We start from the raw sequence: 25225 nt of genomic DNA, 5'->3' as shown, positions 1-25225 counted from the left end.
TGGAGGGGTACGGTCCGCCCCCGGGTGGGTGGGGCATGTTTTTCGTGGAATGCGGGATATGCGGCTGCGTGTGGGGTCCGCCGTACGGGAGATAACCAGAACGGTTGTTCGTTGAACGACCATGCAGGGCGCTCCGGCGCCACGTCCGAAACGTACGGTGGAGTACATGAGCGCCTCAATGATCGACTGGAACGTGGCGGTTCAAGCGGGGACCCGGCTCGTCAGGCCGGGACCGCAGGTCACCCATACCGAGGCCCGTGAAGTCGTGAAGGAGTTGCGCGAGCTTTCGAAGATCGCCCACGGGCATGTGCGGGACTTCACCGGCATGGCCTCCGAGCTCGACCCCGACCCGGCGACGGTCGTGGACAGGCCCGGGTGGATCCGCGCCAACGTGGACGGTTTCCGCGTGGTGCTGGAACCGCTCATGGACCAGATGTCCGAGCGGCGCGGCCCCAGCCCTCTCGGAGGTGCGGGCAACGTTGTCGTCCAAGCCGTTGGTTCCCGCGTCACCGGCATGCAGGTGGGCGCGATCCTTGCGTACATGGCCAGCCGTGTCCTGGGGCAGTATGAGCTGTTCCTGCCGCCGGACCCCTCAGGCCGTGCACCCACAGGACGTTTGACCTTGGTCGCGCCCAACATCGTCCATGTCGAGCAAGAGCTCGGTGTGGAGCCGCATGACTTCCGCCTCTGGGTGTGCCTCCATGAGGAGACGCACCGCGCCCAGTTCACCGGGGTGCCTTGGCTGCGCGAATACGTGCAGGATCAGATGACCAAGTTCCTCCTCGCGTCGGACCTCGACCCAGGCGTGATGCTGGACCGCATCCGGGACGCGGCCGAGGCCGTCGCGGACGCGGTGCGCGGCGGAGACGCCAACCTCATCGACGCGATCCAGAGTCCGGAGCAGCGCGAGATCCTCGACCGCCTCACCGCGGTGATGACGCTGGTCGAGGGGCACGGCGACTACGTCATGGACGCGGTCGGCCCGGAGGTCGTGCCGTCCGTCCAGCAGATCAGGTCCCGCTTCCAGGGGCGGCGTACCGGCGGCTCCAAGCTCGACAAGACGATCCGGCGCCTGCTCGGCATCGACCTCAAGATGAAGCAGTACGCGGAGGGGTCGCGGTTCGTCCGGCGGGTCGTCACCGAGGTCGGCATGAGCGGGTTCAACCAGGTCTGGCAGTCGCCGGAGACGCTCCCGACCCACGACGAGATCAAGGAGCCGGCCCTGTGGATGGACCGGGTCGTCGGGCCGCGCGCCATCGACGCCCCGCCCAAGGCCAACGAGGCTTGAGGGCCGCCGGTGCGCGGCGCCATGTGGTGGTAGACGTTTCCCATGGGCCCTGATCCGGCGGTGGCGGCGGTACGCCTCGCGGTGCGCCGGGTTCTTGTCGACCTTCCACAGGGCGAGATGGTTCTCGTCGCCTGCAGCGGAGGCGCTGACTCTCTGGCGCTCGCAGGTGCGCTGGCCTTCGAGGCGCCTAGAGGAGGGCGCCCCGCCGGCGGGATCACGATCGACCATGGTCTCCAGGACGGTTCGGACGACCGTGCGGACGCGGTGGTCCGAACCATGGCCGGGCTTGGCCTCGACCCCGCGGGTTCGGTCGCGGTCACCGTCGATGGGCCCGGTGGACCGGAGAACGCGGCCCGTGACGCCCGGTACGCGGCGCTCGAGAGTGCGGCCGCCCGATTGGGTGCCGTGGCCGTCCTCCTCGGCCACACCCAAGACGACCAGGCTGAGACGGTGCTGCTGGGGCTGGCACGTGGTTCCGGGGCCCGATCCCTGGCCGGCATGCCGCCCAGGTTCAAGCGCTCCCACGACGTCCTCTACGCGAGGCCCCTTCTGGAACTGGACCGTGCGACCACACGCCGGGCCTGTAGGGCGATGGGGCTGGACCCTTGGGACGACCCCCACAACATCGATCCCGCCTACGCGCGCGTGCGGGTCCGGCACGAGGCTCTCCCTGCCATGGAGAAGGCTCTCGGGCCCGGGATAGCCGAAGCCTTGGCCCGGACGGCCAGGATGCTGCGCGACGACGCCGACGCCCTGGACGAGCTAGCCGCCCGCGCCTACGCCGACCTGGGGACCGTTGAGGACGGCCACAGCGTGGCAGTCCGCCTGGAAGGGCTTGAAGAGCTGCCCAGAGCCGTCCGTACCCGGGTCCTCAGGAAGGCGGCGGTCATGGCCGGAAGCCCACCGGGTACGCTCGCGGCGGTCCATGTTGACGCAGTGGATCGGCTGGTCACGGCCTGGCACGGCCAGCGGCACGTGGATCTGCCCGGGGGGCTCCGAGCCGTCCGGCGGTCTGGAAAGCTCCTGTTCGGCCCGGTTTGACATCGTGGCGTGCGGGCGAGTTCCGAGCGATGAGGGTGGGGTTGTGGACGAGAAGGACCTGGGCAACGACCTGGCGAAGGTACTGATCCCCGAGGCCGACCTGCAGGCCAAGGTGCGGGCGCTCGCCGCGCAGATCGACGCGGACTACGCGGGCAGGGACCTGCTGCTCGTCGGTGTCCTCAAGGGCGCTGTCATGATCATGGCTGACCTGGCGCGGGCACTGCACTCGCCTGCGTCGATGGATTGGATGGCCGTCTCGTCCTACGGCTCGGGGACCAAGTCGTCCGGCGTCGTCCGCATCCTCAAGGACCTCGACACCGACATCATCGACCGCGATGTCCTGATCGTGGAGGACATCGTCGACTCGGGCCTGACACTGTCATGGCTGGTGAGCAACCTGCGTTCGCGTGGCCCCGCCTCGTTGGAGATCTGCGCGCTGCTGCGCAAACCGGAGGCGGTCAAGACCGAAATCGACGTGAAGTACATCGGGTTCGACATCCCGAACGAGTTCGTCATCGGCTATGGGCTCGACTACGCGGAGAAGTACCGGAACCTGCCGTTCGTGGGCACGCTGGCCCCGCACGTCTACGGCGGCGACGGGGCCTGATCGCCCTGGACAGAGCCACACTGGTCGTCCGGATGGGGCGGCACCGGTCAGAGGCACGCGAACGGCCCCAGGGAACAAGGGACCGTGACGAATCGTTGCAAGGGTCGTTGACGGGTATATGGATGGGATGCGGGAGAACGGCGTCGGCTGCGTCTCCTGCGCCTGCGGTGTACCGTCGATGTCCCGGACCCTGGGTCCGGGAGCACGTGAGGGAAGCCGCCACGGCGGGTCCGGAGCCTCGGGCGACGGGCCTTCGCCGGACGCATTGCTGGTCGCAGTGGCGTTCGTCCCCCGGGACGGGCGAGGATCACACACAGACGTTGGTCAGGAGGGACGGGCCCCCACAGGGGTAACCGGATAAATGGACGTGAAGCGCTACTTTCGCGGGCCGCTGCTGTGGATCCTGCTGTTCGGCCTTTTGGTCGCCCTCGTCATGTGGGGCGTCAACCCCGGCCGTTCGTTCGAGAAGGTCGACACCTCCAAGGTGGTCCAGGAGATCAACGCGGGCCAGGTGAAGTCCGCCAAGATCGTTGACAAGGACCAGCGGATCGAGCTCACCCTCAGGAACGGCAAGCAGCAGCAGGCCTCCTGGGTCGACGGCCAGGGGCTCCAGCTGCAGCAGCAGCTGCAGAAGCAGGCCGACGCGGGCAAGCTGCCGGGCGGCTACAACGTCGATGTCCCGAAGCAGAGTTTCTTCCTGAACCTGCTGTTCAGCCTGCTGCCCATCGTGGTCATCGTGCTGATCTTCCTGTTCATCATGAACCAGATGCAGGGCGGCGGCTCGCGGGTGATGAACTTCGGCAAGTCCAAGGCCAAGCTCATCACCAAGGACACCCCGAAGACCACCTTCGCCGACGTGGCCGGGGCCGATGAGGCCCTGGAAGAGCTGGAAGAGATCAAGGACTTCCTGCAGAACCCGGCGAAGTTCCAGTCGATCGGCGCCAAGATCCCCAAGGGCGTGCTGCTGTACGGCCCGCCCGGCACCGGTAAGACGCTGCTGGCGCGCGCCGTGGCCGGCGAGGCGGGCGTGCCGTTCTACTCGATCTCCGGCTCCGACTTCGTCGAGATGTTCGTCGGTGTGGGCGCGTCCCGTGTCCGAGACCTGTTCGAGCAGGCCAAGACCAACGCCCCCTCGATCATCTTCATCGACGAGATCGACGCCGTCGGCCGGCACCGCGGCGCGGGCCTCGGCGGCGGTCACGACGAGCGTGAGCAGACCCTGAACCAGCTGCTGGTCGAGATGGACGGGTTCGACGTCAAGGGCGGCGTGATCCTGATCGCCGCGACGAACCGTCCCGACATCCTCGACCCGGCGCTGCTGCGTCCGGGCCGCTTCGACCGCCAGGTCACCGTCGACCGTCCCGACCTGGAGGGCCGCAAGGGCATCCTGCGGGTGCACGGCCGCGGCAAGCCGTTCGCGCAGGACGTCGACCTGGACGTCATCGCGCGCCGCACCCCCGGCTTCACCGGCGCCGACCTGGCCAACGTCATCAACGAGGCGGCCCTGCTCACCGCGCGCTTCGACCGCAAGCTGATCGACATGGACACCCTGGAGGAGTCCATCGACCGCGTCATGGCCGGGCCGGAGCGCAAGACCCGGGTGATGTCGGAGAAGGAAAAGAAGATCATCGCCTACCACGAGGGCGGGCACGCTCTGGTGGCGCACGCGCTGCCGAACTCCGACCCGGTGCACAAGGTGACGATCCTTCCGCGCGGCAGGGCCCTGGGCTACACCATGACCCTCCCGATGGAGGACAAGTTCCTCACCACGCGCTCCGAGATGACCGACCAGCTCGCCATGCTGCTCGGTGGGCGCACCGCCGAGGAACTCGTGTTCCACGAGCCGACGACGGGTGCGGCCAACGACATCGAGAAGGCCAGCTCCATCGCCCGCAATATGGTGACCGAATACGGCATGAGCGAGCGCCTGGGCGCCCGTAAGTTCGGCACCGGGCAGGGCGAGGTCTTCCTCGGCCGCGACATGGGCCACGAGCGCGACTACTCCGAGGACATCGCGTCCGCGATCGATGACGAGGTCCGCCGCTACATCGAGGCGGCCCACGACACGGCGTGGGAGATCCTCGTCGAGTACCGGGACGTCCTGGACGAGCTCGTCGTCAACCTGATGGAGAAGGAGACCCTGTCGAAGGACATGGTGCTGGAGATCTTCGCGCCGATCCAGAAGCGGCCGCACCAGAACTCCTACACCGGCTACGGCAAGCGCCTCCCGTCGGACCGTCCGCCGGTGCTCTCGCCCAAGGAACTGGCCCTGCTCGGCCCGCAGGACGTCGCCGACCTGACCAAGAACAACGGCCAGGGCGGCGTCACCTCCGAGGCCGTCGACCCGGCCCCGGGCGAAAGCTGACCGTCTTGGCGATTCCGTACGACGAGGCGCCTCTCGAAGAGGACCCGCAAGAGGAGACTCTGCACGGCGGGCACTTCGACCATGCGCGCATCGAGAAGGCCGTCCGGGAGATCCTGATCGGCATCGGGGAGGACCCCGACCGTGACGGGCTCCGTGAAACGCCCGCGCGGGTGGCGCGGGCGTACGCGGAGCAGTTCGCCGGCCTGCGCCAGACGCCCGAGGACGCGCTGACCACGGTGTTCGACGCCGACCACGAGGAAATGGTCCTGGTGAAGGACATCGAGGTGTACTCCGTGTGCGAGCACCACCTGGTGCCCTTCCACGGCGTAGCGCATGTGGGGTACACGCCCAACAAGAAGGGGCAGATCACCGGTCTGTCGAAGCTGGCCAGGCTGGTGGACGTGTACGCCCGCCGCCCGCAGGTACAGGAACGCCTCACCAGCCAGGTCGCGGACGCGCTGATGAAGGTCCTGGAGCCGCGCGGGGCGATCGTGGTGATCGAGGCCGAACACCTGTGCATGACAATGCGCGGTGTGCGGAAGCCCGGCGCGAAGACGGTGACGTCGGCGGTGCGCGGAGACTTCCGGGATCATGCCGAGACGCGTTCCGAGGCGATGAGCCTGATTCTCGGCCGCTCCTGATCGTCCGGCCCTCTCGGGGCCACCGAACCGCCCGAACGGGCCTCAGCGTCGCGCTGAGGCCCGTTCCGCTGTTTCGGGAGGGGGTATGCCGGACGCACCGGGGCGGCGAAGGCGCCGCTCCGGGGGAGGGATTCCAAGGCATAGGGTTGGGTGACATGACCAGTGCCGCCGTTCCGGGGCTGCCCGCGCCAGGGCGCTGCCTCGTCATGGGCGTGGTCAATGTGACCCCGGACTCGTTCTCGGACGGCGGTGCCTGGTTCGACCCGGAGAAGGCCATCCGGCATGGGCTCGATCTTGTCGCGGAGGGCGCCGACATCGTTGACGTCGGCGGTGAGTCCACGCGACCTGGCGCACAGCGTGTGTCGCAGGACGAGGAACTGCGCCGCGTGCTTCCCGTCATCAAGGCGCTCACCGCTGAGAACGTTCCGGTCAGTGTCGACACCATGCGCGCCGAGGTCGCCGAGGCCGCGGTCGGTGTGGGCGCCCGCCTGGTGAACGATGTCAGCGGTGGCCTGGCCGACCCGGACATGCCGCGGGTGGTGGCCGCGGCGGGTGTCCCGTACGTCGTGATGCATTGGCGAGGCCACAGTCACGACATGCAGACCCGCGCCATCTATTCGGACGTTGTCCGTGAGGTACGCGACGAGCTGCAGCACAGGGTCGACGCCGTGCTGAACGAGGGCGTCGATCCGTCGCTGATCGTGCTCGACCCAGGGCTGGGCTTCGCCAAGAACCCGGAGACTGGGCATAACTGGTCGCTGCTCGCCCATCTGGACGCGTTCACCGGTCTCGGCTATCCCGTCCTGGTAGGGGCGTCCCGCAAAGGGTTCCTGACCCGGCTCCTGGCCGAACCGGACGGGACGCGCCGCCCGTTCGCCGAATGCGACGACGCGACCGTGGCCGTCACGGCGCTCGTGGCGGCCGCCGGGGCATGGTGCGTGAGGGTGCACAGGGTCCGGCCCAACGCGGACGCGGTGCGAGTGGCGGCCGCCATGCGCGCGGCCCGTCCAGCCATTGAAGACCGTTCCGACGACGGAGGTCCCCGCCTGTGAGCCGTGCCGTGAACCGCGCCGACGTGGACGAGGTCCACGCCGAGTTCTATGCCGCGTTCGAGGAAGGCGACTTCGACCGGATGTCGGCGGTGTGGGCGGACGGCTCCTACGCCGAAGGCGTCTCCTGCGTGCATCCCGGCTGGACGATGCTGCGGGGACGTGAGGCGGTGCTGCGCTCGTGGGCGCTCATCATGGCCAACACGACCTACATCCAGTTCGTGCTGACCGATGTCGAAACCGATGTATACGGCGATCACGCCGTCGTGACGTGCAAGGAGAACATCCTCACGGCCGACGAGGACACCGAGGCCGGGTTCCTCGCCGGGGGAAGCATCGTCGCGACGAACGTGTTCGTGCGGGTGGACGGGGAGTGGCGGCTTCTGCTGCACCATGGTTCGCCCGTCCTCAACGTCGTGGATGCAGAGGAAGAATGACTCTCGACCGCATCGAGCTGCGCGGGCTCCGCGCGCGGGGGCGGCACGGATGCCTGCCCGCCGAGCGTGAGCTGGGCCAGGAGTTCGTCGTGGACGCCGTCCTCGGCCTCGACACCCGCCCGGCGGCGGCGGGCGATGACCTCTCGCGTACCGTCGACTACGGAACGCTCGCCGGCCGGCTGGTCGCCGTCGTCGAGGGGGAGCCCGTCGACCTCCTCGAAACGTTGGCCGACCGGTTGGCGAAGATATGTCTGGAAGACCGGACGGTGTCCGAGGTCGAGATCACCGTCCACAAGCCGAGCGCCCCGATCCCGCACCCCTTCACGGACGTCGCCGTGAAGATCACGAGGAGTCGCCCATGACAGCGTCCGACCGCATGCCCGACCGCACCGCCACCGGTGGACACATGCTGGTCCAGCACCGTGTCGTGTTCTCGATCGGCAGCAACCTCGGGGACCGGCTGGACAACATCCAGGGGGCGGTCGACGCGCTGTTCGACGCTCCGGGGCTGCACTTCGTGGCGTTCTCCCCCGTCTACGAGACCGCGCCCTACGCGCCGCCGGGGGAGAGCATCCCCGAGCAGGGCGACTTCCTGAACATCGTGCTGGTCGCCGACACGCGGCTGCCACCGGAGAACCTGCTCGAGCGCGTCCTCAACATCGAGAACTCGATGCGCCGGGAACGTGTGGTCCGCTGGGGCCCTCGGACCCTCGACATCGACATCGTGGTGTTCGGGGACATTTCGATGAACGACCCCGCTCTGACGCTCCCGCACCCGCGCGCGCACGAGCGCGCCTTCGTTCTCGTCCCGTGGGCCGACATCGAGCCGGACGTTCTCCTGCCGGGGCACGGCCGCGTCGGTGACCTGGCCCAGGCCAAGCAGTCCGAGGGTGGTCCGTCGGCCGTCCGGCGGCGCGACGACCTGGCGTTGCAGCAGCCTGCATGAAACCGTCCCGTCCGCTGTTCCTCATCGCCCTCGTGGTCGTCATCGGAGTGATCACGTGGGCGGTGCTGCGTTCTGCCTACGTCTCGCTGCCGCCGCTGCCATGGACGGCGGTGCCGACGCTGCTGCTCCTCGCCCTCGGCGAGGGCTTCAGCGGGCTGAACGTGCTGCTCCGCATCCGCCGCGCACCGGGCCGGAGGCGGGGGCCTGACGCGGGACGCAAGCCGGCGCAGAAGCGGCAGAAGCCGCTAGACCCGATGGCGGTGGCGCGCCTGGCCGCCCTGGGGAAGGCCAGCGCGCACTCCGCCGCGGTCATCGCGGGGGTGTTCGCCGGTTTCGCCGCGAGCCTGGCGTCCTCCCTCGACAAGCCGACGCCCCGGCACGACTTCTTCGTGAGCGGCGGCACGTTCCTCGCGGCGTGCGTGCTGGTGGCTGCGGCGTTCTTCCTGGAGTACGCGTGCCGGGTGCCCAAGGACCCGGACGAGGAGGAACGCGACCGCCGCGCATCACGCGCCTGAGCGCGTGTGAGGGTCCGGACGCGTGGTGCGGGGCTACTTGTCGATGTCGCCGACGACGAAGAACATCGAGCCGAGGATGGCGATCATGTCCGCGACCAGGTTGCCGGGCAGCAGTTCCGTGAGCACCTGGATGTTGTTGAACGACGCCGACCGAAGCTTCAGGCGCCACGGTGTCTTCTCGCCGTGCGACACGAGGTAGTACCCGTTGATGCCCAGCGGGTTCTCCGTCCAGGCGTAGGTGTGGCCCTCCGGAACCTTCAGCACCTTCGGAAGCCGCTGGTTGATGGGGCCGGGCGGGAGGTCCACCAAGCGGTCGAGGCAGGCGTCGGCGAGGTCGAGGGACGCGTGCACCTGGTCCAGCAGGCACTCGAACCGGGCCAGGCAGTCGCCCTCCGACCGGGTGACCACGCGGACGTCCAGGTCGCCATAGGCGAGGTAGGGCTCATCCCGGCGGAGGTCGAAGTCCAGGCCGGACGCACGCGCGATAGGGCCGGACACCCCGTACTGCAGGATCTGCTCCTGGGTGAGGACACCGACGCCTCTGGTGCGGGCACGGAAGATCTCGTTGCCCATGATGAGGTCGTCGATGTCGCCCATGCGGCCACGGACCTCGGACACCGCCGTCCGCGCGCGCGCCGTCCAGCCGGCCGGCAACTCGTCCTTCAGCCCGCCGACCCGGTTGAACATGTAGTGCATGCGTCCGCCGGAGATCTCCTCCATCACCCGCTGCAGCGCCTCACGCTCACGGAACGCGTAGAAGATCGGGGTGATGGCGCCCACTTCGAGCGGATAGGAGCCGAGGAACATCAGGTGGTTGAGGATCCTGTTGAGCTCCGCCAGCAGCGTCCTCGCCCAAACGGCGCGCGCCGGGACCTCCATGCCGAGCATGCGTTCGACGGCGAGAACGACACCGAGCTCGCTGGAGAACGCCGACAGCCAGTCGTGCCGGTTCGCCAGGACGATGATCTGGCGGAAGTCGCGGACCTCGAAGAGCTTCTCCGCGCCCCGGTGCATGTACCCGACGATGGGCTCCGCGGCCGAGATGCGTTCGCCGTCCAAGGTCAGCTTCAGCCGGAGCACCCCGTGCGTGGACGGGTGCTGGGGGCCGATGTTCAGGGTCATGTCCTCGGTGGCGAGCTCCTTGGCGCCCGCACCGATCCCGACGATCCGTTCGGTGGTCATGGTCGCGTCTCCGCCGCTCCGGTCACCGCTTCATGGTCCCATGGCGAGCGGTGCTCGTTATCCGGTTGACTAGGGGGCAATGAACGCGAGCCACGGCGAACCGCCATACGAGCCCGTCGCGCAGCCTGGAACCCAGGGCGCGGCGCACCAGCCCGCGCCGGCCGGCCCGGGCCCAGGCGGTCAACCGCCTGGTCAGGGGCAGGTACAGGCACCATACCCGCCGCCGCAAGGCCCGCCCGTCTATCAGGCGGACCAGGCGTTCGCGCCTGGGGGCGGCCTCCACTGGTCGCCCATCTCCAAGCGCCATGCCTTGCACAGGCTTCTCACAGCCGTCCTGTGGGCGATTCCGGTCGGTGGCGTGGGGGCGTTCATCGTTTGGAGGAACGGCGGCGTCATAGCGGCCGCCATGTGGATCGCCGCCACCTTCCTTGGGGTCGTGCTCACCTCGCTGGTCGCGGAACTGGATCGCCGGGCGTACGGCTATGTCGAGCGTGGCGACGACCTCATCGTGACCCATGGCGTGTTCGTGCGGCGCCTCATCGTCGTCCCGTACGGGCGTATGCAGTTCGTGGACGTCACTGCGGGGCTTCTTGAGCGGTGGATGGGCATCGCCACCGTCCGGATGCACACCGCCGCGGCCGCGACGGACGCGACCATCCCGGGGCTGCCCGCCGCTGAGGCCGCGCTGCTGCGCGACCGTCTGGCGCAAAAGGGCGAAGAACGGAGCATGGGCCTATGAGCGGCCCCTACGGCCCATACGGTCCGCCAGGGCCACCGAGACCACCCGGCCCACCGGGACGCCCTGGCCCTTACGGTCCCCAAGGGCGGCCAGGGCCGCCATACGGCCCGCCAAGTCCTTCATATGGCCCGCCTCGTCCTCCGTATGGCTATGGCCCCCCGCAGGTGCAGCGTCCGCAGATCCCGTTCTCCGCGGGCACGCACAGGCTCCACTGGGCGACGGCCCCGCTGCGCGCGTTCATCTTTCTCATCATCTACTTCGTCCTTCTCGGCTTCCCGCTGCTGCTGACCCAGACGAACAGCGGTGTCACCCTGGCCTTCACCGCGGAGGTGATTGTCAGGTTCATCCTGGTGACCGTCCCCATGGGAGTGGTCGCGGTGGTCACAGGCCTCTGGACGTGGCTGGCCCTCCGCTTCCGCATCGAAAACGACGATCTCGTCGTCGAGACCGGCATCCTCCGCAAGAACGTGCGCCGCATGCCGCTTTCGCGCATCCAGGCCATCGACCTCGTCCGTCCGCTGGTGACGCGGGTGTTCGCGCTGGCGGAAGTGCGGGTGGAACTCGCCGGCGGTGAGCAGAGCGAGATCGCGCTCCGGTACCTGGGACGGCAATCGGCGCAGCGACTGCGCGCCGAACTCCTGGCCCGCGCGGCGGGGCTCCCGGGCCAAACGCCGGAAGCGCCCGAACGGCACCTGTGGCGGGTCCCGTTCGGGTCCCTGCTCGGCTCACTGGTCGTGCGGCTGCCCGTCCTCGGGACGGCGCTGCTCTTCCTCGCGTCCCTGATCTTCTTCGTGATGTACGCGGAGGGCGGTATCCTCGCGGTCACCGTCCCCGTCCTGCTCGGGCTCATCCGGGCGGTGGTCGCGCCTCTGGTGATGTACGCGAACTTCACCGTCGCGATGTCGCCGGACGGGATCCGGCTGCGCTACGGGCTGCTGGAGACCCGGATGCAGACGCTGCCTCCAGGCCGGGTCCAGGCCGTCAGCATCGTGGAACCGGTGATCTGGCGGAGTCTCGGCTGGGCCCGCGTCGAGGTCACCGTCGCCGGATACGCGGGCGAGCGCCAGGCCCTGTCCTCGACCTTGCTGCCCGTCGCGCCCCGTCACGTCGCCATGCACCTCGTCTCGCAGGTCTTTCCTGGGACGAACGTCGATGCCGTGGCCCTCGTCCCAGCGTCGTCCAAGGCCGTGGCGGTCGACCACGCCGATGGTGCCGGCACTGACGACGTCGTCTTCGTGACCCGGCACGGGTGGCCGTGCCGCCGCACGGACGTCATCGCTCACGCGCGCGCGCAGAGCGTCCGGCTCACGGTGAACCCGTTCCAGCGCATGCTGGGGCTGGCCACCGTCCACGTGGACGCGCCCCCCGGGCCGGTCCAGGTCGCCGCGACGGACCGCGAACTCGGCGAGGCCCGGGCCATCGTCGAATCAACCGCCCGCCGCGCCCTCGCCGCCCGCCGGGGAGGCGGCGGAGACCCCACCCGCTGGGCCCGCTGACCCGCCTCCACAGGCAAGACCGGCGCCCTGACCTACGGCGTTCACCCGGACGACGAGCCTTCGACGGCCCCCTCTCCACATCCGGGGGCTGGAGCGGCATCGGTTATCCACAGAACGCGATTCTGTTCACCCTCCTCCCCGCCGCACCCCACGATGGATCCGGTCGGCCCGCCCAAGGGGGGAGGGCGGGCCGACCCAGGCACGGTAAAGGCCCCGTCTCCGCTTCCAGCCTGGAACGGGCGCCCGCATGCCGTCGGGCCGGTCGGGCACGCCTTCCCGACCAGCCGAGGCGATGGCCCGCTCGACCAGCAGAGGCGATGGCCTGCTCGACCAGCAGAGGCGATGGCCTGCTCGACCGGCCATGGTGAGGGCTGGCCAGCTCTCTGGAGTGAGTGGGCGCCCGGCTGGCCAGCTGAGGGGGGGCCAGTTGTCCGGGTGGGGGGTAGGCCCGCCGACGGGCCGGTCGGGCGCGCCCGCTCGACCGGCCGAAGGCGATGGCCTGGTCAACCGGCCATGGTGAGGGCTGGCCAGCTCTCTGGAGTGAGTGGGCGCCCGGCTGGCCAGCTGAGGTGGCCAGTTGGCGGGGTGGGGGTAGGCCCGCCGACCGGCCAGTTGAGGGGAGGTCGACCGGCCAGGGTGACGGGCGGGCTGGCTGGTGCCCGGCACCGAGGGTTTCGGCTTTTTTCGAAATGTATCGAGATGGTGCTCGCAAACGTAGGTCGTCTCGTGGAGCGGGGTCAACGGGGGTGTGTGGTGTCTGGGATTTGAGAAGGAAGCGCCTCGCGGCGTGAAGGGGCGCCAGCGTGGCGACGTGCGGTTCACGTGCTGCGAGAACAACGGGCCTGGGGATCTGCGGAACTCGCGGCTGGCTTGGAGTTCGAGGTTAGTCCAGGGTGCCGGGTCGGCCGTGTTGGAAGGCGTTTCGGTGAATCGTTCTTGACGTGGTGATCTCGGCGACGTACGTTCGGCCAGAAGTTCGAAAGAGTTCGAAAGTTTTCGAAGGTGTGGCCCTCGTTCGCTGAGTCGATCGGAGAGCTGTGGTGAGACGTCTTCCGCTTGTCCCTGTCCGGCGCCCAGGGCGGAGAACGGGTGCCCTCGCGCAGCGGGTGAACGGGATGCCTCCGGTCGCCAGGTCGGCCGCCGTCCTGGTGCTCGTGGCCGCCCTCGTCGCGGCATCGTTCTCGGTCGCCGCCACGGGTGCGGAGGGCGCGCCTCGCACGGCGGGCGGCCGGGCCGCACCGAAGATCGGCGGCCACTGGATCGGCAGCTGGGCGTCGATGCCGCAGCTGACCGAGCCCGGCAACATGCCTCCGCCCCCGTTCACCCAGGACGACGGGGTCTTCGACGACGCGACCCTGCGCCAGACCGTCCGGGTCTCGGCCGGCGGCCGGAACGTGCGCCTGCGGTTCTCCAACGCGTTCGGCGGGGCGCCGCTCCCGATCACCAAGGTGTCCGTGGCCCTGCCCGCCGGCGGGAAGGCGGGCGTCAGCGCGATCGAGCCGGGGACGTCCCGGCCCGTGACGTTCCATGGCCGCTCGGCGACGGTCATCCCGGTCGGCGCGCAGATGGTCTCCGATCCGCTGACATTCCCGGTGGCGCCCCGGTCCATCCTGACCGTGACGATCTACCTGGCGGACGGTCAGGCCTCGACGAACATCACGTCCCACCCCGGCTCCAGGACAACCTCCTACATGCTGGCGGGCGACCATCTCGGGGACACCGATCTGCCTGGGGCGACCCACACCGACCACTGGTACTTCCTCAGCGGACTGGAGGTGTGGGCCGCTCCCACCACCGCGACGGCCGCCATGCTTGGGGACTCGCTCACCGATGGACGCGGCTCCACGACCAACATGAACGACCGCTGGCCGGACCAGTTGCTGGACCGGCTGCAGTCCGGTCCGGCCACGAGCGGCATCGCCATCGTCAACCAGGCGGCAGGTGGCAACCGCGTCCTCAACGACGGTCTGGGCCCCAACGCGCTCGCCCGGCTGGACCGCGATGTGCTCGCCCAGAGCGGCGTCCAATGGCTGGTCGTGTTCGAGGGGGTCAATGACATCGGCACCGCCGAAGCCGCTCCAGCGCCGCAGAAGCAGGTCGCGGACGATCTCATCGCGGCCTACGACCAGATCATCGTCCGCGCGCACGCGCAGGGCATCCGGGTGTACGGCGCTACGCTCACCCCGTTCGGCGGCAACACCATGTACGACGACCAGGGCGGGTACCGGGAGGAGGCGCGCCAGACCGTCAACGCATGGATCCGCGTCGGCCACCGCTTCGACGCCGTCATCGACTTCGACCGCGCGGCCCGCGACCCGGCCGACCCGCGCCGGCTCCTGCCGTCCCTCGATGTCGGGGATCACCTGCACCTGAACCCGACCGGCTACAAGGCCCTCGCCGACGCCGTCCCGCCGACCCTTTTCCGCCGGGCACCGCTTCCTCCGACCTTCGGCTTCAACTGATGCCACCCACCGAGCGATTCGCAACGCGCCCCCGCCCGCTGCCCCGCCCGACACTCCAGCCGGACTTCACGCCGCCCCCCGCCGGAATATGAGCGCGCCGGTCGCCGGATCGTCCGCCGAGTAGTGGGAGCAGAACGAGGCATGGACGCCCGGCGGCCGGTGTCCGGTGTCCGGCCCAGGCCCTCCCCACGGGGGGCGGCATCGGCCTACCGCCGCGGGCCTCCAGGCCCTCTCGCCAATCGGGACCACGGTCCGCGTCGCTGGCGCCACGACCGGTATCGGCTGGACGGTGCAAGGGCCGAAGTCGGCCATGCGTTGCGACGGCTGGCCTCGGCTGGGCCGTGCTGAGAGCGGTGCCGCGAGTTGTCGGCCGGTGCCAAGAGCGGCCCCACGGGTGGTGTTGTGGGCGGTGCTATGAGCGGTGTCGGTGTGCCTTGTCGGGTGGGCGGTAGGGCGGTGGTTTCGGGTGTCTGGGCTGTGCTGGGTTTGTGGTGTGGTGGGCTGGGCGTGATGACGGTGGTCGTCAGGGGGTTCGGGTGGGGAAGGGGGCAGGTCCGCTGCGGCCTGGGGGCGGTGGTGTGGTGCCCGGCAGAGGTTTGTCTGGGTTGGGGCGACGTCCGTCAGTTGGTCAAGAGGTCGTGTAGGCGGGCTGCGAAGGCGTTTGGGTAGGCCGTGTTGCCGTTGTGGCCGCCCGGGAACTCGACGAGCGGTGTGTTGAGGGCGGCCGCCAGTTCTTGGGCGCACTGGTAGTTCCACGCGTGGATCGAGGCGGCGCCTGCGGCCGGGATGATGCGCGTCGTCGTGGCGGCGGTGGTGATCGCGGCGGCGCCGAGGGTGTCGCGGCGCAGGCCCGCGACGTCGTTGGTCAGGTAGTAGGTCATGTTGGCCGCGCGGTCCTCGGTCATGGGGACCGCGGTGACGCCGGACTCGGTCTTCATGCTCGCGGGATCGAGGCCGGTGGCGGCGGCGACCTTCGCGACGGCGGCGCGCCAGTCGCCGGTGCGGGCGGTGCTCTCGACGTCGGCGAGGAGGCGTTCGATCCGGGTGCGGTCGGCGGGCGGCAGCAGGCAGGGGGTGGCGGGATCGTGGGCGATGAGGGTGGCCAGTTGCCCGGGGTGGGCCGCCGCCAGGTGAAGGCCGTAGAGGGCGCCGAGGCTGCATCCGAGCATAAGAGCGAGTTCGTCAGTGAGGGCGGCCAGCAGGTGGTGGACGTCCTCGGCGTGCGTCTCCGGCGGGACGAAGGCGGACGGGTCGGAGACCTTCGTCCGGGACAGGCCGCGCCGGTCATAGGTGACGAGGGTGTAGTGCTCGACCAGGCGGTCGACCATGTCGGCGCTGCGCCGGGCATCGCCTTCGCCGCTCTGGCCGATGACCAGCATCGGTCCGTCGCCCCTGACCTCGACGTACAGGTCGGCGCCGGGAACGGGAAGCATCGTGGTCTTGACGGACATCAGGTCCTCCTTGAGGGGTGTGGGTCTTCGCGAGAGGCCGCCGGGGCGGTCCTCGCGGTCGGCCCGGGGGCTCGCGGGTGATGCCACCGTAAAGCATCGAAATAGATGTATCAAGTTAGATGCATCTAGAATGATGTAAGTTGAGGCCGTGAACGGAGTCGAGCTGTTCCTGCTGGGCCGGACGCTGATGAAGATCGGCGAGGAGGCCATGCCCTCCCCGCGTGACGGGAGGAGGGGCGGGACGCGCGCGGTCCTGATCGTGCTGAGCGACATCGTCGTCCACCCGGACAGCGCCGTCGGGGAGATCGCCGAGCGCACCGGGCTGCCGCAGAGCCAGGTCTCGACCGCGGTCGCGCGGCTGCGGGAGACGGGGTCGGTGGTGGCGGCGCCCGATCCGGACGACCGCCGCCGCTCGCTGGTTCGCGTCGCGGACGAGCCGTCTGAGCGCGTGGCCGAAGTGCGCGCGACCACGATCGACGTGGCCCTCGCGGCGGCCCTCGGCGGAGACGAGCACGTCGGTGAGGTGACGGCCGCGCTGGAGACGCTGGCGCGCCGCCTTTCGCCCGGTTCGGTGTCCCAGCTTCGCTCCGGATAAGTCCGGGATGCGAATATCGTCGGCACATGAGCGATTTGGCCTATGACCCCTGGTCCCCCGCGTTCGTGGCGGACCCGTATCCGGCGTTCGAGCGACTCCGCGCCGAGCGTCCGGTGTTCTTCCACGAGCCCACCGGCCAGTGGGTGATCAGCCGGTACGAGGACGTCGACGCGCTGCTGCGGGACCGGCGCCTCGGGCGGTCGTACCTCCACATCGCGGGCCACGAGGAGTTCGGCCAGGCTCCGGAGGCCGAGTTCCTCAAGCCGTTCTGGGATCTCATCCGCGCCGGGATGCTGGACGTGGAACCCCCCACGCACACGAGGCTGCGGCGCCTGGTGTCCAAGGCGTTCACCGCCCGCATGGTGGAGGGGCTCCGCCCAACGATCAGGCGCCTGGCCGGCGAACTGGCGGCGGCGCTCGCCGACAAGGGCGGCGGCGACCTGCTCGCCGAGGTCGCCGAGCCGCTGCCCGTCAACGTGATCGCGGAGATGCTCGGCGTCCCCGTCGAGGACCGTCACCTTCTGCGCCCGTGGTCGGCCGGCATCTGCGGCATGTACGAGCTGAACCCGTCCGAGGAGGCGCAGCGGACCGCCGTGCGCGCCGCCGTGGAGTTCTCGGACTACCTGCGCGGTCTCGCCCGCACCCGGCGGGACGAGCCGCGCGACGACCTCATCACCGCGCTCACCCAGGTCGTGGACGAGGGCGACCGGCTCACCGAGGACGAGCTGATCGGCACCTGCGTCCTGCTGCTCAACGCCGGCCACGAGGCCACGGTCAACGCGACCGGCAACGGCTGGTGGTCGCTGTTCCGCAACCCCGGTGAGTTGCAGCGGCTTCGCGCCCGGCCAGACCTCGTCCGCACCGCCGTGGAGGAACTGCTGCGCTACGACACCCCGGCGCCCATGTTCGAACGCTGGGTCCTGGAGGACATCACCGTCGCCGGCGTCGGCATTTCGCGCGGCTCCGAAGTGGCGCTGCAGTTCGCGTCCGCCAACCGCGACCCCGAGGTGTTCGCGGATCCGAATCGGCTCGACCTATCTCGCGACCCGAACCCGCACATCACGTTCGGCCTCGGGATCCACTACTGCCTGGGCGCGCCTCTGGCTCGCATCGAACTCGCCGAATCGTTCGGTGCGCTCCTACGTGTGGCCCCCGACCTGCGTCTCGCCGCCGAGCCGAAATGGAAGCCCGGCTATGTCCTGCGTGGTCTGGAAAGCCTCCACGTGGAACGCTGACCACTCCGGAAGCCCGAACAGGGAGCGGCGTCCGCTCAGGCCCTCTGGCAAGGCGTGAGGGCGGCGGGGATCGGAATGCCGACGGTCTGGGTGAGCCAGCCGAAGCCGCCCAGGCCGGACGGGTCGGTCAGCTCGGCGTCCTCCCCGGCGTGGCAGAGGGCGGCGAGGTAGGCGCCGGGATCACGGCGGGCGAGGTCCAGCGGCGGGCGGGTGCCGGACAGGCCGAGGGCGCGCAGGGCGTCGCGTTGCGTGGTCAGGAGGGTGGACGTCGCGCCGGCGCGCTCCCCGGCGACGCGGCAGGCGTCGAGCGCGACATGGGCGGTGACGTCGCACGATCCGTCCGGGACGGCGGGGACGGTCGCGCCGTCCCGGTAGCCGGTCAGCGTCCCGTACACGGGACGGGCCTCACGCGAATGCGAATAGTCGACCGCGAGCGCGAGACCGCGGGACATCCGTCCCACGACCGACGCCCACGCGGCGCAGCGCGGATGTCCGATCTCGGCGCGGTCGCCCGGTTCGCGCAGCGGCCACCAGCGCTCTAACCAGTCCCGGTCCTCGTCGGTCGGCGGGGGGCCGGGGCGTTCGGTGCCGGTGGACGGTTCGACGAGCACGGTCCGGACGCCGTCCGGGGTGCGTTCCACCACGTCCAGCGGCACGTTGTCGAGCCACTCGTTCGCGACGGCGAGCCCGGTGATGCGGCCGGGCAGGTCCGGACGCCAGATGATCTGGGACGGGATCCCGTCGGGCCGCGGCGCGATCTCCACCGCCGTCGGCACGAGGCGGGAGGCCAGTTCGGGAGGCACATCGGCAAGGACGCTGCTCAGCAGGCGTCCGGACCCGGCGCCGATGTCGACCACGTCCAGCCGCCCGGGACGCCCGAGGAGCGCGTCGACCTCGACCAGCAGCCGGGCGATGGCGGCGGCGAAGCGCGGCGAGGCGTGCACCGAGGTGCGGAAGTGCTCGGCGGGGCGTTCCCCGCGCCGGTAGAAGCCTTCCTCCCCGTAGAGCGCCCGTTCCATCGCGGTGCGCCATGTCAGCCATCCGGAAATCACCGACTCCACGACTGTGACGTTACCGTGGGCGAGGGCCTCGGGACGGGCACTGCGGGCCATCCCTGCGGTGGACGTGCGTCCGACCTGCGGCCGATCTCGGACCGACCGGCGGGTACGTACGCTGTTCGGCATGGTGGCGAGCGCATGGGAGTGGCTGCGGCGTAGGAGGCCGCTCGTCGACGCGTTCTTCGCGCTGCCGGTCCTGCTGGTGTCGCTGCCCTCGCTGCTGGGGGGCTCCGCCCAGATCGACAATGCACGCTACGTGCTGCTGACGGCGGCACTGGCAGCGCCGCTCGTGCTGCGCCGGACGCTCCCCAGGACGATGTTCGGCGTGGTCGCGCTGATCTCCTTCGTTCAGTGCGTGCTGGGGGTGATCCCGGTGCCCGCGAACATCGCCGTCCTGATGTGCCTCTACACGGTCACGGCCGGATTCACGTTCCGCTGGGGGCTCGCGGCCGCGCTGACCGCCGAGGCGGGCGCGGGGATGGCGACCTTCCGCTACCCGTCCGGCGCCGACGACCGGAAGTTCACGTTCGTGATGCTGACGGTCCTGGTGGCGGGTGTGTACATCCTCGGCATGCACATGCGCACGCGCCGTGCGTACCTGCGGTCGGTGGAGGAGCGGGCCGAGCGGCTGGAGCGCGAGCGCGACAACGAGGTCAAGGTGGCCATGGCGGCCGAACGCGCGCGGATCGCCCGCGAGCTGCACGATGTCGTGGCGCACAACGTCAGCGTCATCGTGGTGCAGGCGGACGGCGCGTCCTACGCGATCGACACCGATGTGGGACGGGCCCGGCAGGCGCTCGACACGATCTCCTCGACGGGACGGCTGGCGCTGGCGGAGATGCGGCGGCTCCTCGGCGTCCTGCGGGAGAACGACGACGCGGGGGTGTTCGCGCCGCAGCCGGGTGTGGCGCAGCTGGACGACCTGGTGGAACAGGTTCGCGCGTCCGGGCTGGCGGTGACGTACGAGGTGGACGGGACGCCCGCGGACATGTCGGAGGGACGCCAGCTCACCGTCTACCGGATCGTCCAGGAGGCGCTGACCAATACGCTCAAGCACGGAGGCCCGCGGGTGGCCGTGTCCGTCCGGCTGCGGTACGCGAAGGACGCGCTGGAGATCCGGGTGGACGACGACGGCCGCGGCGCCGCCGCCCCCGACGACGGGCGGGGCCACGGCCTCGCCGGGATGCGCGAACGCGTCGCCGTGTACGGCGGCACCGTCCGCGCCGCCCCGCGCGTCGGCGGCGGCTTCGAAGTGGTCGCCCGGATTCCGGTGCACGAGGAGGTCGCGGCATGAGCGGAGCCTGCAGGGAGGGTGCATGACGGAGGCCGAGGACGTGGCGGCGCCCATCCGGGTGGTGCTCGTGGACGATCAGGAGCTGGTGCGGGCCGGGTTCCGGATGGTGCTGGACGCGCAGCCCGACATCGAGGTCGCGGGCGAGGCCGGTGACGGCGTGCAGGCGCTGGAGCTGCTGCGCGGCACACGGGCCGACGTGGTGCTCATGGACGTCCGGATGCCGCGGATGGACGGGATCGAGGCGACGCGCCGGGTGGTGGCGCAGTCCGGGCCGAAGGTCGTCATCCTGACCACGTTCGACCTGGACGAGTACGCGTTCGCGGCGATCAAGGCGGGCGCGGGCGGGTTCATGCTGAAGGACGCGGGCCCGGCCCAGCTCATCGAGGCGATCAAGGCGGTGCACTCGGGGGACGCGGTGGTGGCGCCGAGCACGACGAAGCGGCTGCTGGACCGGTTCGCCGTGCATCTGCCGGACGCGGAGGAGAAGGCGGGCGGCGCGCTGGAGAGCCTGACCGAGCGGGAGGGCGAGGTGCTGCGCCTCGTCGCGCGGGGGATGTCGAACGCGGAGATCGCCGGCCGGCTGTACGTCTCCGAGGCGACCGTGAAGACCCACATGGGGCGGATCCTCATGAAGCTCGGCCTGCGCGATCGGGTGCAGGCCGTCGTGTTCGCCTACGAGACAGGCCTGGTGAAAAGCGGCCAAAGTGGCCACTAAGCGTAACGTATTGATTACTCCGTGGTGACTTTTTGCCTTCAGCGTGGTGTTCGCTATTGGTCTACCTGAGAGTAGCTGGGTAACTACCGTACGCGACGCCGTCTTAGCGGGCGGACGTCGGCAAATGTCAGATCGGGCCTGCTAAGCCCACGTACGGGAGGACTCTCGTGTTCAAGAAGCTTGCCGCCACCGGCATCCTCGGCTTCGCTGTCGCCGGCTCGGCCTTGGCCGCGACGCCCGCCTACGCCGCCGCCTACGGCGGTGGCGACGGCCACCACCACGGCAAGGGTCACGACGACCTGTTCAGCCACAACAAGACCAGCGACAACTTCGGGATCCTGAACGGGACCCAGGTGATCGCGCCGATCTCGGTGCCGGTGGACGTCTGCGGCAACGCCGTCGCCGTCATCGGCGGGGCCAGCGCCAAGTGCAAGGGCGGCTCGTCCGTCAAGTTCGGGCACTGACACGACACAGGACGGGCCTGAGGCCCGTCGCCGAGGCGCCGGAGACCTGCGTTGTCTCCGGCGCTTCGGCGTGTGCGGGCGACGGAGCCGCGATCCCCGCGCGCGCCGCCCGCGCGCCGGGGTCGGTGGGAGGGGGGACGGGTCCGTACGACTCAGGTCGTACGGGGGCCCGCTCGATAGTCGTGAGAGTGACGCGGAGCGTGGCCCGCGGGCCGATGGCAGGGACGGCGCCGGTTCCTAGCGTGGAGCCCGATCATCCACGACCGCGAAGGAGTCACCGTGACCAGCACGTTCGCCGAGCCGCCCGGGGGAGCCCCGGCCGCGGCGGTACCGCCGGCCGTCACCGCCGAGGGCGTGTCGAAGGTGTACGGGTCGGGTGACGCGGCCGTCCACGCGCTGCGCGGGGTCGGCGTCGGCTTCGCGCGGGGCGCCTTCACCGCGATCATGGGGCCGTCCGGGTCCGGGAAGTCCACGCTGATGCACTGCCTGGCCGGGCTGGACACCGTCACCGCCGGGCGGATCGTGCTCGGCGACGCCGAGATCACCGGGATGGGCGACCGGCAGCTGACGATGCTGCGCCGCGACCGCGTCGGGTTCGTGTTCCAGGCGTTCAACCTGCTGCCGACGCTCACCGCCGAACAGAACATCCTGCTGCCCATGGAACTGGCCGGGCGCAAGCCCGACCGGGCGTGGTTCGGCCGGGTCGTGGACACGCTGGGTCTGCGCGACCGGCTCGGGCACCGTCCGAGCGAGCTGTCGGGCGGCCAGCAGCAGCGGGTGGCGTGCGCCCGCGCGATCGTCGCCCGCCCCGAGGTGATCTTCGCGGACGAGCCGACCGGCAACCTCGACTCCCGTGCGGGCGCCGAGGTCCTCGGGTTCCTGCGCGCCTCGGTCCGCGAGATGGGGCAGACGATCGTGATGGTCACCCACGACCCGGTGGCCGCCTCGTACGCCGACCGGGTGGTCTTCCTGCGGGACGGGGAGATCGTGTCGGAGATCCTCCAGCCCACCCCGGACACCGTCCTCGACCGCCTCAAGAGCCTGGGGGCGTGATGCTGCGGACGACTCTCGCGGGCCTGCGCGCCCACAAGCTGCGGCTGCTGCTGACGGCGGTGGCCATCACCCTCGGCGTCGGCTTCATCTCCGGCACGTTCGTCCTGACGGACACGATGGACAAGGGCGTCGCCAAGACGTTCGCGAAGTCCGCCGACAAGGTCGACTTCGCGGTACTGCCCAATGACGACGACCCGGACAAGGGCGTCCCCACGCACCTGCTCGGCGAGGTCCGCGCCCTTCCCGGTGTGACGGACGTCCAGGGCCTGGTGCAGGGCGATGCCGCTCTGGTCGGCAAGGACGGCAAGGCGGTCGGCGACTTCCCCACGGTCGGCATGTCCGTGCCGTCGGGACGGCTGCTGCGCTACGACGTCGACAAGGGACGGCCCCCGTCCGGCGGCGGTGAGACCGTCCTGGACACCGAGGTCGCCAAGCGTGAGGGCTACACCGTCGGCGACACCGTGACCGTCCTCGACAAGAAGGAGCGGCCGCACAGGTTCAAGGTCGTCGGGCTGGTCGACTTCGGCATCGACCAGGAGGCGAGCTTCCGCGGCGCCGTGGGCTTCGACTCCGCGACCGCGATGCTGATGACCGGCGAGAAGACCTACCGCGAGCTCGACGTCGCGGGCGGGAGCGAGGCCGCCGTCAAGGCCGCCGCGGGCGGCTCGTACGAGGTGTACACGGGCGAGGAGCTGGGCGCGCGGCTCGCCAGGGCGGCGGGCGCCGACACGAAGATCATCCGAACTGGGCTGCTGATCTTCGGCCTGGTCGCGATGCTGGTCTCCGCCCTGGTCATCTACAACACGTTCTCGATCCTGATCGCGCAGCGGATGCGGGAGATGGCGCTGCTGCGCTGCGTCGGCGCGACCCGCAGGCAGGTGTTCGGCGGGGTGGTCGCCGAGTCCGCCGTGGTCGGCCTGGTCGGCTCGGTGCTCGGCCTCCTCGCCGGGGTCGGCCTCGGGGAGGGCGCGCTGGTCGCGGTCAACAGGCTGGACGCGAACGTGTCCGTCGCCGGGCCGTCCCTGGCGGTCCGGACGATCGTCATCGGCCTGCTGGTCGGCATCGTCGTGACCGTCCTGTCGGCGCTGCTGCCCGCCCGCGCCGCCACCCGGGTCGCACCGGTCGCCGCGCTGCGCGCCGACCTGGAGCCCGGCAGCGGACGGTTCCGGCTCGGCCTCCCGCGCACCGTGATCGCCGTTCTGCTCGGCGCCGCCGGCCTGGCCCTGGGGGTGCTCGGATCGGTCGTCATGGAGAAGGGCGAGACCGCGATGTACATGGTCGCGTTCTCCGGCGGCGTCTTCTTCCTCGCCGTGATCGCGGCGATGCCGGCGCTCGTCCGCCCGCTCGGGCGGCTCGCGGGCGCGGCGCCGGCGCGGCTCGGCGGCGTCCCGGGACGGCTGGCCGTGGCGAACGCGCAGCGCGCGCCACGCCGCACCGCGACCACGACGATCGCGCTGACCGTGGGAGTCGGGCTGATGAGCCTGTTCGCGGTGGTCGCGGCGAGCGGAAAGGCGACGGCGTCGCACAAGCTGGAGGAGCAGTTCCCCGTCCAGTTCCAGATCCGGACGCAGGACTTCGACGGGACGCTCCCGCACGCGCTCACCGAGGCGCTGCGCAAGCGGCCCGAGGTCACCGGCGTCGTGGAGACGCGCAGCGAGGACACCAAGGTCGGCGGTGACGACGAGGAGATCGAGACGATCACCACGTCGGCGCTCGGCACGATCCTGAAACCCGACATGGAGCAGGGGACGCTCGCCGCCGCGCTCAAGCCGGGGACCGCGATGGTGGACGCGGAGACGGCCAAGGCGGCCGGCCGGGGCCTCGGGCAGACCCTCCAGGTCAGGACTGCGCACGGCACCGTCCCGGTCAAGATCACCGCCGTGTACGCGGCGGGCGGCAACTTCGAGGGCGTCCTCGTCCCGGAGGCGGACTTCACCCGGTACTTCGGCGTGCGGGACCCGGCCGGGATCTACGTCAAGACCCGCGACGACATCCCCGCCGCCCAGGCCCGCAGGGCCGTGGACGAGGCGGCGCGCCCCTTCCCCGCGGCGAAGGTCGCGTCCTCCGCCGAGTTCGAGGAGACGATGACCAAGGCCATCGACATGATGCTGATGATCTTCGGCGGGCTGCTCGGCCTGGCGATCGTCATCGCGCTGTTCGGCATCGCGAACACGCTGACCCTGTCGGTCGTGGAGCGGACGCGGGAGTCGGCGCTGCTGCGCGCCCTCGGCCTCACCAAGCGCCAGCTCCGCCGCATGCTGTCCGTCGAGGCGCTGGTCATGGCGGTGATCGGCGCGTTCACCGGGGTCGTCCTCGGGGTGGCGTTCGGCTGGGCCGCGACGCACGCGATGGCGGCCGACTCGATCTTCGCGCTGCCCTACCTCCAGGTGACCGGGTTCGTCGTCCTCGCCGGCGCCGCCGGGACGGTCGCCGCGGTGATGCCGGCGCGGCGCGCCGCGAAGACGTCCATCGTGGAGTCCCTCGCGCATGACTGAATGGGGGGCGGGGTGACGATCGTCACCTACCGGGCCGCGTGGCCGGGTCCCGCGGGTACCCTGGTGCGCGCACGTCCGGTACCTACCTGAGGACTGG

The 25225-nt window shown here is 70.3% G+C and carries 23 protein-coding genes; 20 read left to right on the top strand and 3 right to left on the bottom strand.

All coding sequences use genetic code 11. From position 1 onward, the window contains the following. Positions 1 to 178: 178 nt before the first annotated feature. The 10 genes from ACQPZP_RS40560 (at position 179) to ACQPZP_RS40515 (ending at position 8889) form a co-directional block, all read left to right on the top strand. On the top strand, positions 179 to 1288 hold the full coding sequence (locus ACQPZP_RS40560) for a zinc-dependent metalloprotease (RefSeq protein ID WP_433479760.1): 1110 nt from the start codon (positions 179 to 181) through the stop codon (positions 1286 to 1288). 42 nt (positions 1289 to 1330) lie between these two features. After that, positions 1331 to 2329, top strand: a complete 999-nt coding sequence (tilS, locus tag ACQPZP_RS40555) for a tRNA lysidine(34) synthetase TilS (protein ID WP_433474910.1) — start codon at positions 1331 to 1333, stop codon at positions 2327 to 2329. Between the two features lie 43 nt (positions 2330 to 2372). After that, entirely contained in the window at positions 2373 to 2936 is a 564-nt protein-coding gene (gene hpt / locus ACQPZP_RS40550; protein ID WP_433474909.1) for a hypoxanthine phosphoribosyltransferase, read from the top strand. Positions 2937 to 3297: 361 nt separating this feature from the next. Beyond that, the gene (ftsH, locus tag ACQPZP_RS40545) at positions 3298 to 5301 is read left to right on the top strand and encodes an ATP-dependent zinc metalloprotease FtsH (RefSeq protein ID WP_433464937.1); all 2004 of its coding nucleotides are present in this window, start codon (positions 3298 to 3300) and stop codon (positions 5299 to 5301) included. A gap of 59 nt (positions 5302 to 5360) precedes the next feature. After that, entirely contained in the window at positions 5361 to 5942 is a 582-nt protein-coding gene (gene folE / locus ACQPZP_RS40540) for a GTP cyclohydrolase I FolE (RefSeq protein WP_433479759.1), read from the top strand. A gap of 155 nt (positions 5943 to 6097) precedes the next feature. Continuing rightward, positions 6098 to 6994 (top strand): dihydropteroate synthase, encoded by an 897-nt coding sequence (gene folP, locus ACQPZP_RS40535; RefSeq protein WP_433474908.1) that lies wholly within the window; start codon positions 6098 to 6100, stop codon positions 6992 to 6994. After that, positions 6991 to 7428, top strand: coding sequence for a nuclear transport factor 2 family protein (locus ACQPZP_RS40530; protein WP_433464935.1), 438 nt, complete (start codon positions 6991 to 6993; stop codon positions 7426 to 7428). Before folP ends, ACQPZP_RS40530 begins: the two co-directional genes overlap by 4 nt. After that, on the top strand, positions 7425 to 7790 hold the full coding sequence (gene folB / locus ACQPZP_RS40525; protein ID WP_433464934.1) for a dihydroneopterin aldolase: 366 nt from the start codon (positions 7425 to 7427) through the stop codon (positions 7788 to 7790). The genes ACQPZP_RS40530 and folB overlap by 4 nt, the downstream gene beginning before the upstream one ends. After that, entirely contained in the window at positions 7787 to 8374 is a 588-nt protein-coding gene (gene folK / locus ACQPZP_RS40520) for a 2-amino-4-hydroxy-6-hydroxymethyldihydropteridine diphosphokinase (protein WP_433474907.1), read from the top strand. The genes folB and folK overlap by 4 nt, the downstream gene beginning before the upstream one ends. After that, a complete protein-coding gene (locus tag ACQPZP_RS40515) occupies positions 8371 to 8889 on the top strand; it encodes a DUF3180 domain-containing protein (protein WP_433474906.1) in 519 nt (172 codons plus the stop codon). The genes folK and ACQPZP_RS40515 overlap by 4 nt, the downstream gene beginning before the upstream one ends. 33 nt (positions 8890 to 8922) lie before the next feature. Here the strand turns inward: ACQPZP_RS40515 and ACQPZP_RS40510 are convergent, their stop codons facing one another. Then, positions 8923 to 10071 carry an NADH-quinone oxidoreductase subunit D gene (locus tag ACQPZP_RS40510; protein ID WP_433474905.1) on the bottom strand — a complete coding sequence of 383 codons (1149 nt, stop codon included), beginning with the start codon at positions 10069 to 10071 and terminating at the stop codon, positions 8923 to 8925. Positions 10072 to 10429: 358 nt separating this feature from the next. Between ACQPZP_RS40510 and ACQPZP_RS40505 the strand changes: the two genes are divergently transcribed. The 3 genes from ACQPZP_RS40505 to ACQPZP_RS40495 all read left to right on the top strand — a co-directional run bounded on the left by ACQPZP_RS40505 (position 10430) and on the right by ACQPZP_RS40495 (position 14768). Further along, positions 10430 to 10810, top strand: a complete 381-nt coding sequence (locus ACQPZP_RS40505) for a PH domain-containing protein (protein ID WP_433474904.1) — start codon at positions 10430 to 10432, stop codon at positions 10808 to 10810. A 164-nt stretch (positions 10811 to 10974) separates the two neighbouring features. Further along, positions 10975 to 12306, top strand: a complete 1332-nt coding sequence (locus tag ACQPZP_RS40500) for a PH domain-containing protein (RefSeq protein ID WP_433474903.1) — start codon at positions 10975 to 10977, stop codon at positions 12304 to 12306. Positions 12307 to 13421: 1115 nt separating this feature from the next. Further along, positions 13422 to 14768, top strand: coding sequence for an SGNH/GDSL hydrolase family protein (locus ACQPZP_RS40495; protein ID WP_433474902.1), 1347 nt, complete (start codon positions 13422 to 13424; stop codon positions 14766 to 14768). A 620-nt stretch (positions 14769 to 15388) separates the two neighbouring features. Here the strand turns inward: ACQPZP_RS40495 and ACQPZP_RS40490 are convergent. Next, positions 15389 to 16219 (bottom strand): alpha/beta fold hydrolase, encoded by an 831-nt coding sequence (locus tag ACQPZP_RS40490; protein ID WP_433474901.1) that lies wholly within the window; start codon positions 16217 to 16219, stop codon positions 15389 to 15391. A 148-nt stretch (positions 16220 to 16367) separates the two neighbouring features. Here ACQPZP_RS40490 and ACQPZP_RS40485 point away from each other — a divergent pair, with 148 nt between their 5' ends. Both ACQPZP_RS40485 and ACQPZP_RS40480 read left to right on the top strand, forming a co-directional pair. Continuing rightward, positions 16368 to 16814 carry a MarR family transcriptional regulator gene (locus tag ACQPZP_RS40485; protein ID WP_433474900.1) on the top strand — a complete coding sequence of 149 codons (447 nt, stop codon included), beginning with the start codon at positions 16368 to 16370 and terminating at the stop codon, positions 16812 to 16814. Between the two features lie 26 nt (positions 16815 to 16840). Next, entirely contained in the window at positions 16841 to 18049 is a 1209-nt protein-coding gene (locus ACQPZP_RS40480) for a cytochrome P450 (RefSeq protein WP_433474899.1), read from the top strand. A 35-nt stretch (positions 18050 to 18084) separates the two neighbouring features. Here ACQPZP_RS40480 and ACQPZP_RS40475 read toward each other — a convergent pair whose 3' ends face one another. Then, positions 18085 to 19110, bottom strand: a complete 1026-nt coding sequence (locus ACQPZP_RS40475; RefSeq protein ID WP_433474898.1) for an SAM-dependent methyltransferase — start codon at positions 19108 to 19110, stop codon at positions 18085 to 18087. Between the two features lie 121 nt (positions 19111 to 19231). Between ACQPZP_RS40475 and ACQPZP_RS40470 the strand changes: the two genes are divergently transcribed. The 5 genes from ACQPZP_RS40470 to ACQPZP_RS40450 all read left to right on the top strand — a co-directional run bounded on the left by ACQPZP_RS40470 (position 19232) and on the right by ACQPZP_RS40450 (position 25128). Beyond that, positions 19232 to 20401 carry a sensor histidine kinase gene (locus ACQPZP_RS40470; protein ID WP_433474897.1) on the top strand — a complete coding sequence of 390 codons (1170 nt, stop codon included), beginning with the start codon at positions 19232 to 19234 and terminating at the stop codon, positions 20399 to 20401. 22 nt (positions 20402 to 20423) lie between these two features. Beyond that, positions 20424 to 21116 carry a response regulator gene (locus ACQPZP_RS40465; RefSeq protein ID WP_433474896.1) on the top strand — a complete coding sequence of 231 codons (693 nt, stop codon included), beginning with the start codon at positions 20424 to 20426 and terminating at the stop codon, positions 21114 to 21116. Positions 21117 to 21283: 167 nt separating this feature from the next. Beyond that, positions 21284 to 21580, top strand: a complete 297-nt coding sequence (locus tag ACQPZP_RS40460) for a chaplin family protein (RefSeq protein WP_433474895.1) — start codon at positions 21284 to 21286, stop codon at positions 21578 to 21580. A 279-nt stretch (positions 21581 to 21859) separates the two neighbouring features. Further along, positions 21860 to 22633: an ABC transporter ATP-binding protein gene (locus ACQPZP_RS40455; RefSeq protein WP_433474894.1), complete on the top strand. Its 774-nt coding sequence runs from the start codon at positions 21860 to 21862 to the stop codon at positions 22631 to 22633. After that, positions 22633 to 25128: an ABC transporter permease gene (locus tag ACQPZP_RS40450; RefSeq protein WP_433479758.1), complete on the top strand. Its 2496-nt coding sequence runs from the start codon at positions 22633 to 22635 to the stop codon at positions 25126 to 25128. The genes ACQPZP_RS40455 and ACQPZP_RS40450 overlap by 1 nt, the downstream gene beginning before the upstream one ends. Positions 25129 to 25225 lie beyond the last annotated feature (97 nt).

Source organism: Spirillospora sp. CA-142024 (assembly GCF_050942325.1).
GTDB lineage: Bacteria > Actinomycetota > Actinomycetes > Streptosporangiales > Streptosporangiaceae > Spirillospora.
The sequence above is the reverse complement of the archived record's forward strand: the minus strand, read 5'-3'. Positions and strand labels throughout refer to the sequence as shown.

Coding starts and splice junctions, on each gene's coding strand:
- ACQPZP_RS40560 (WP_433479760.1), top strand. CDS start 179: ATGATCGACTGGAACGTGGCGGTTCAAGCGGGGACCCGGCTCGTCAGG.
- tilS (WP_433474910.1), top strand. CDS start 1,331: ATGGGCCCTGATCCGGCGGTGGCGGCGGTACGCCTCGCGGTGCGCCGG.
- ftsH (WP_433464937.1), top strand. CDS start 3,298: ATGGACGTGAAGCGCTACTTTCGCGGGCCGCTGCTGTGGATCCTGCTG.
- folP (WP_433474908.1), top strand. CDS start 6,098: ATGACCAGTGCCGCCGTTCCGGGGCTGCCCGCGCCAGGGCGCTGCCTC.
- folB (WP_433464934.1), top strand. CDS start 7,425: ATGACTCTCGACCGCATCGAGCTGCGCGGGCTCCGCGCGCGGGGGCGG.
- folK (WP_433474907.1), top strand. CDS start 7,787: ATGACAGCGTCCGACCGCATGCCCGACCGCACCGCCACCGGTGGACAC.
- ACQPZP_RS40515 (WP_433474906.1), top strand. CDS start 8,371: ATGAAACCGTCCCGTCCGCTGTTCCTCATCGCCCTCGTGGTCGTCATC.
- ACQPZP_RS40510 (WP_433474905.1), bottom strand. CDS start 10,071: ATGACCACCGAACGGATCGTCGGGATCGGTGCGGGCGCCAAGGAGCTC.
- ACQPZP_RS40495 (WP_433474902.1), top strand. CDS start 13,422: ATGCCTCCGGTCGCCAGGTCGGCCGCCGTCCTGGTGCTCGTGGCCGCC.
- ACQPZP_RS40490 (WP_433474901.1), bottom strand. CDS start 16,219: ATGTCCGTCAAGACCACGATGCTTCCCGTTCCCGGCGCCGACCTGTAC.
- ACQPZP_RS40480 (WP_433474899.1), top strand. CDS start 16,841: ATGAGCGATTTGGCCTATGACCCCTGGTCCCCCGCGTTCGTGGCGGAC.
- ACQPZP_RS40470 (WP_433474897.1), top strand. CDS start 19,232: ATGGTGGCGAGCGCATGGGAGTGGCTGCGGCGTAGGAGGCCGCTCGTC.
- ACQPZP_RS40465 (WP_433474896.1), top strand. CDS start 20,424: ATGACGGAGGCCGAGGACGTGGCGGCGCCCATCCGGGTGGTGCTCGTG.
- ACQPZP_RS40450 (WP_433479758.1), top strand. CDS start 22,633: ATGCTGCGGACGACTCTCGCGGGCCTGCGCGCCCACAAGCTGCGGCTG.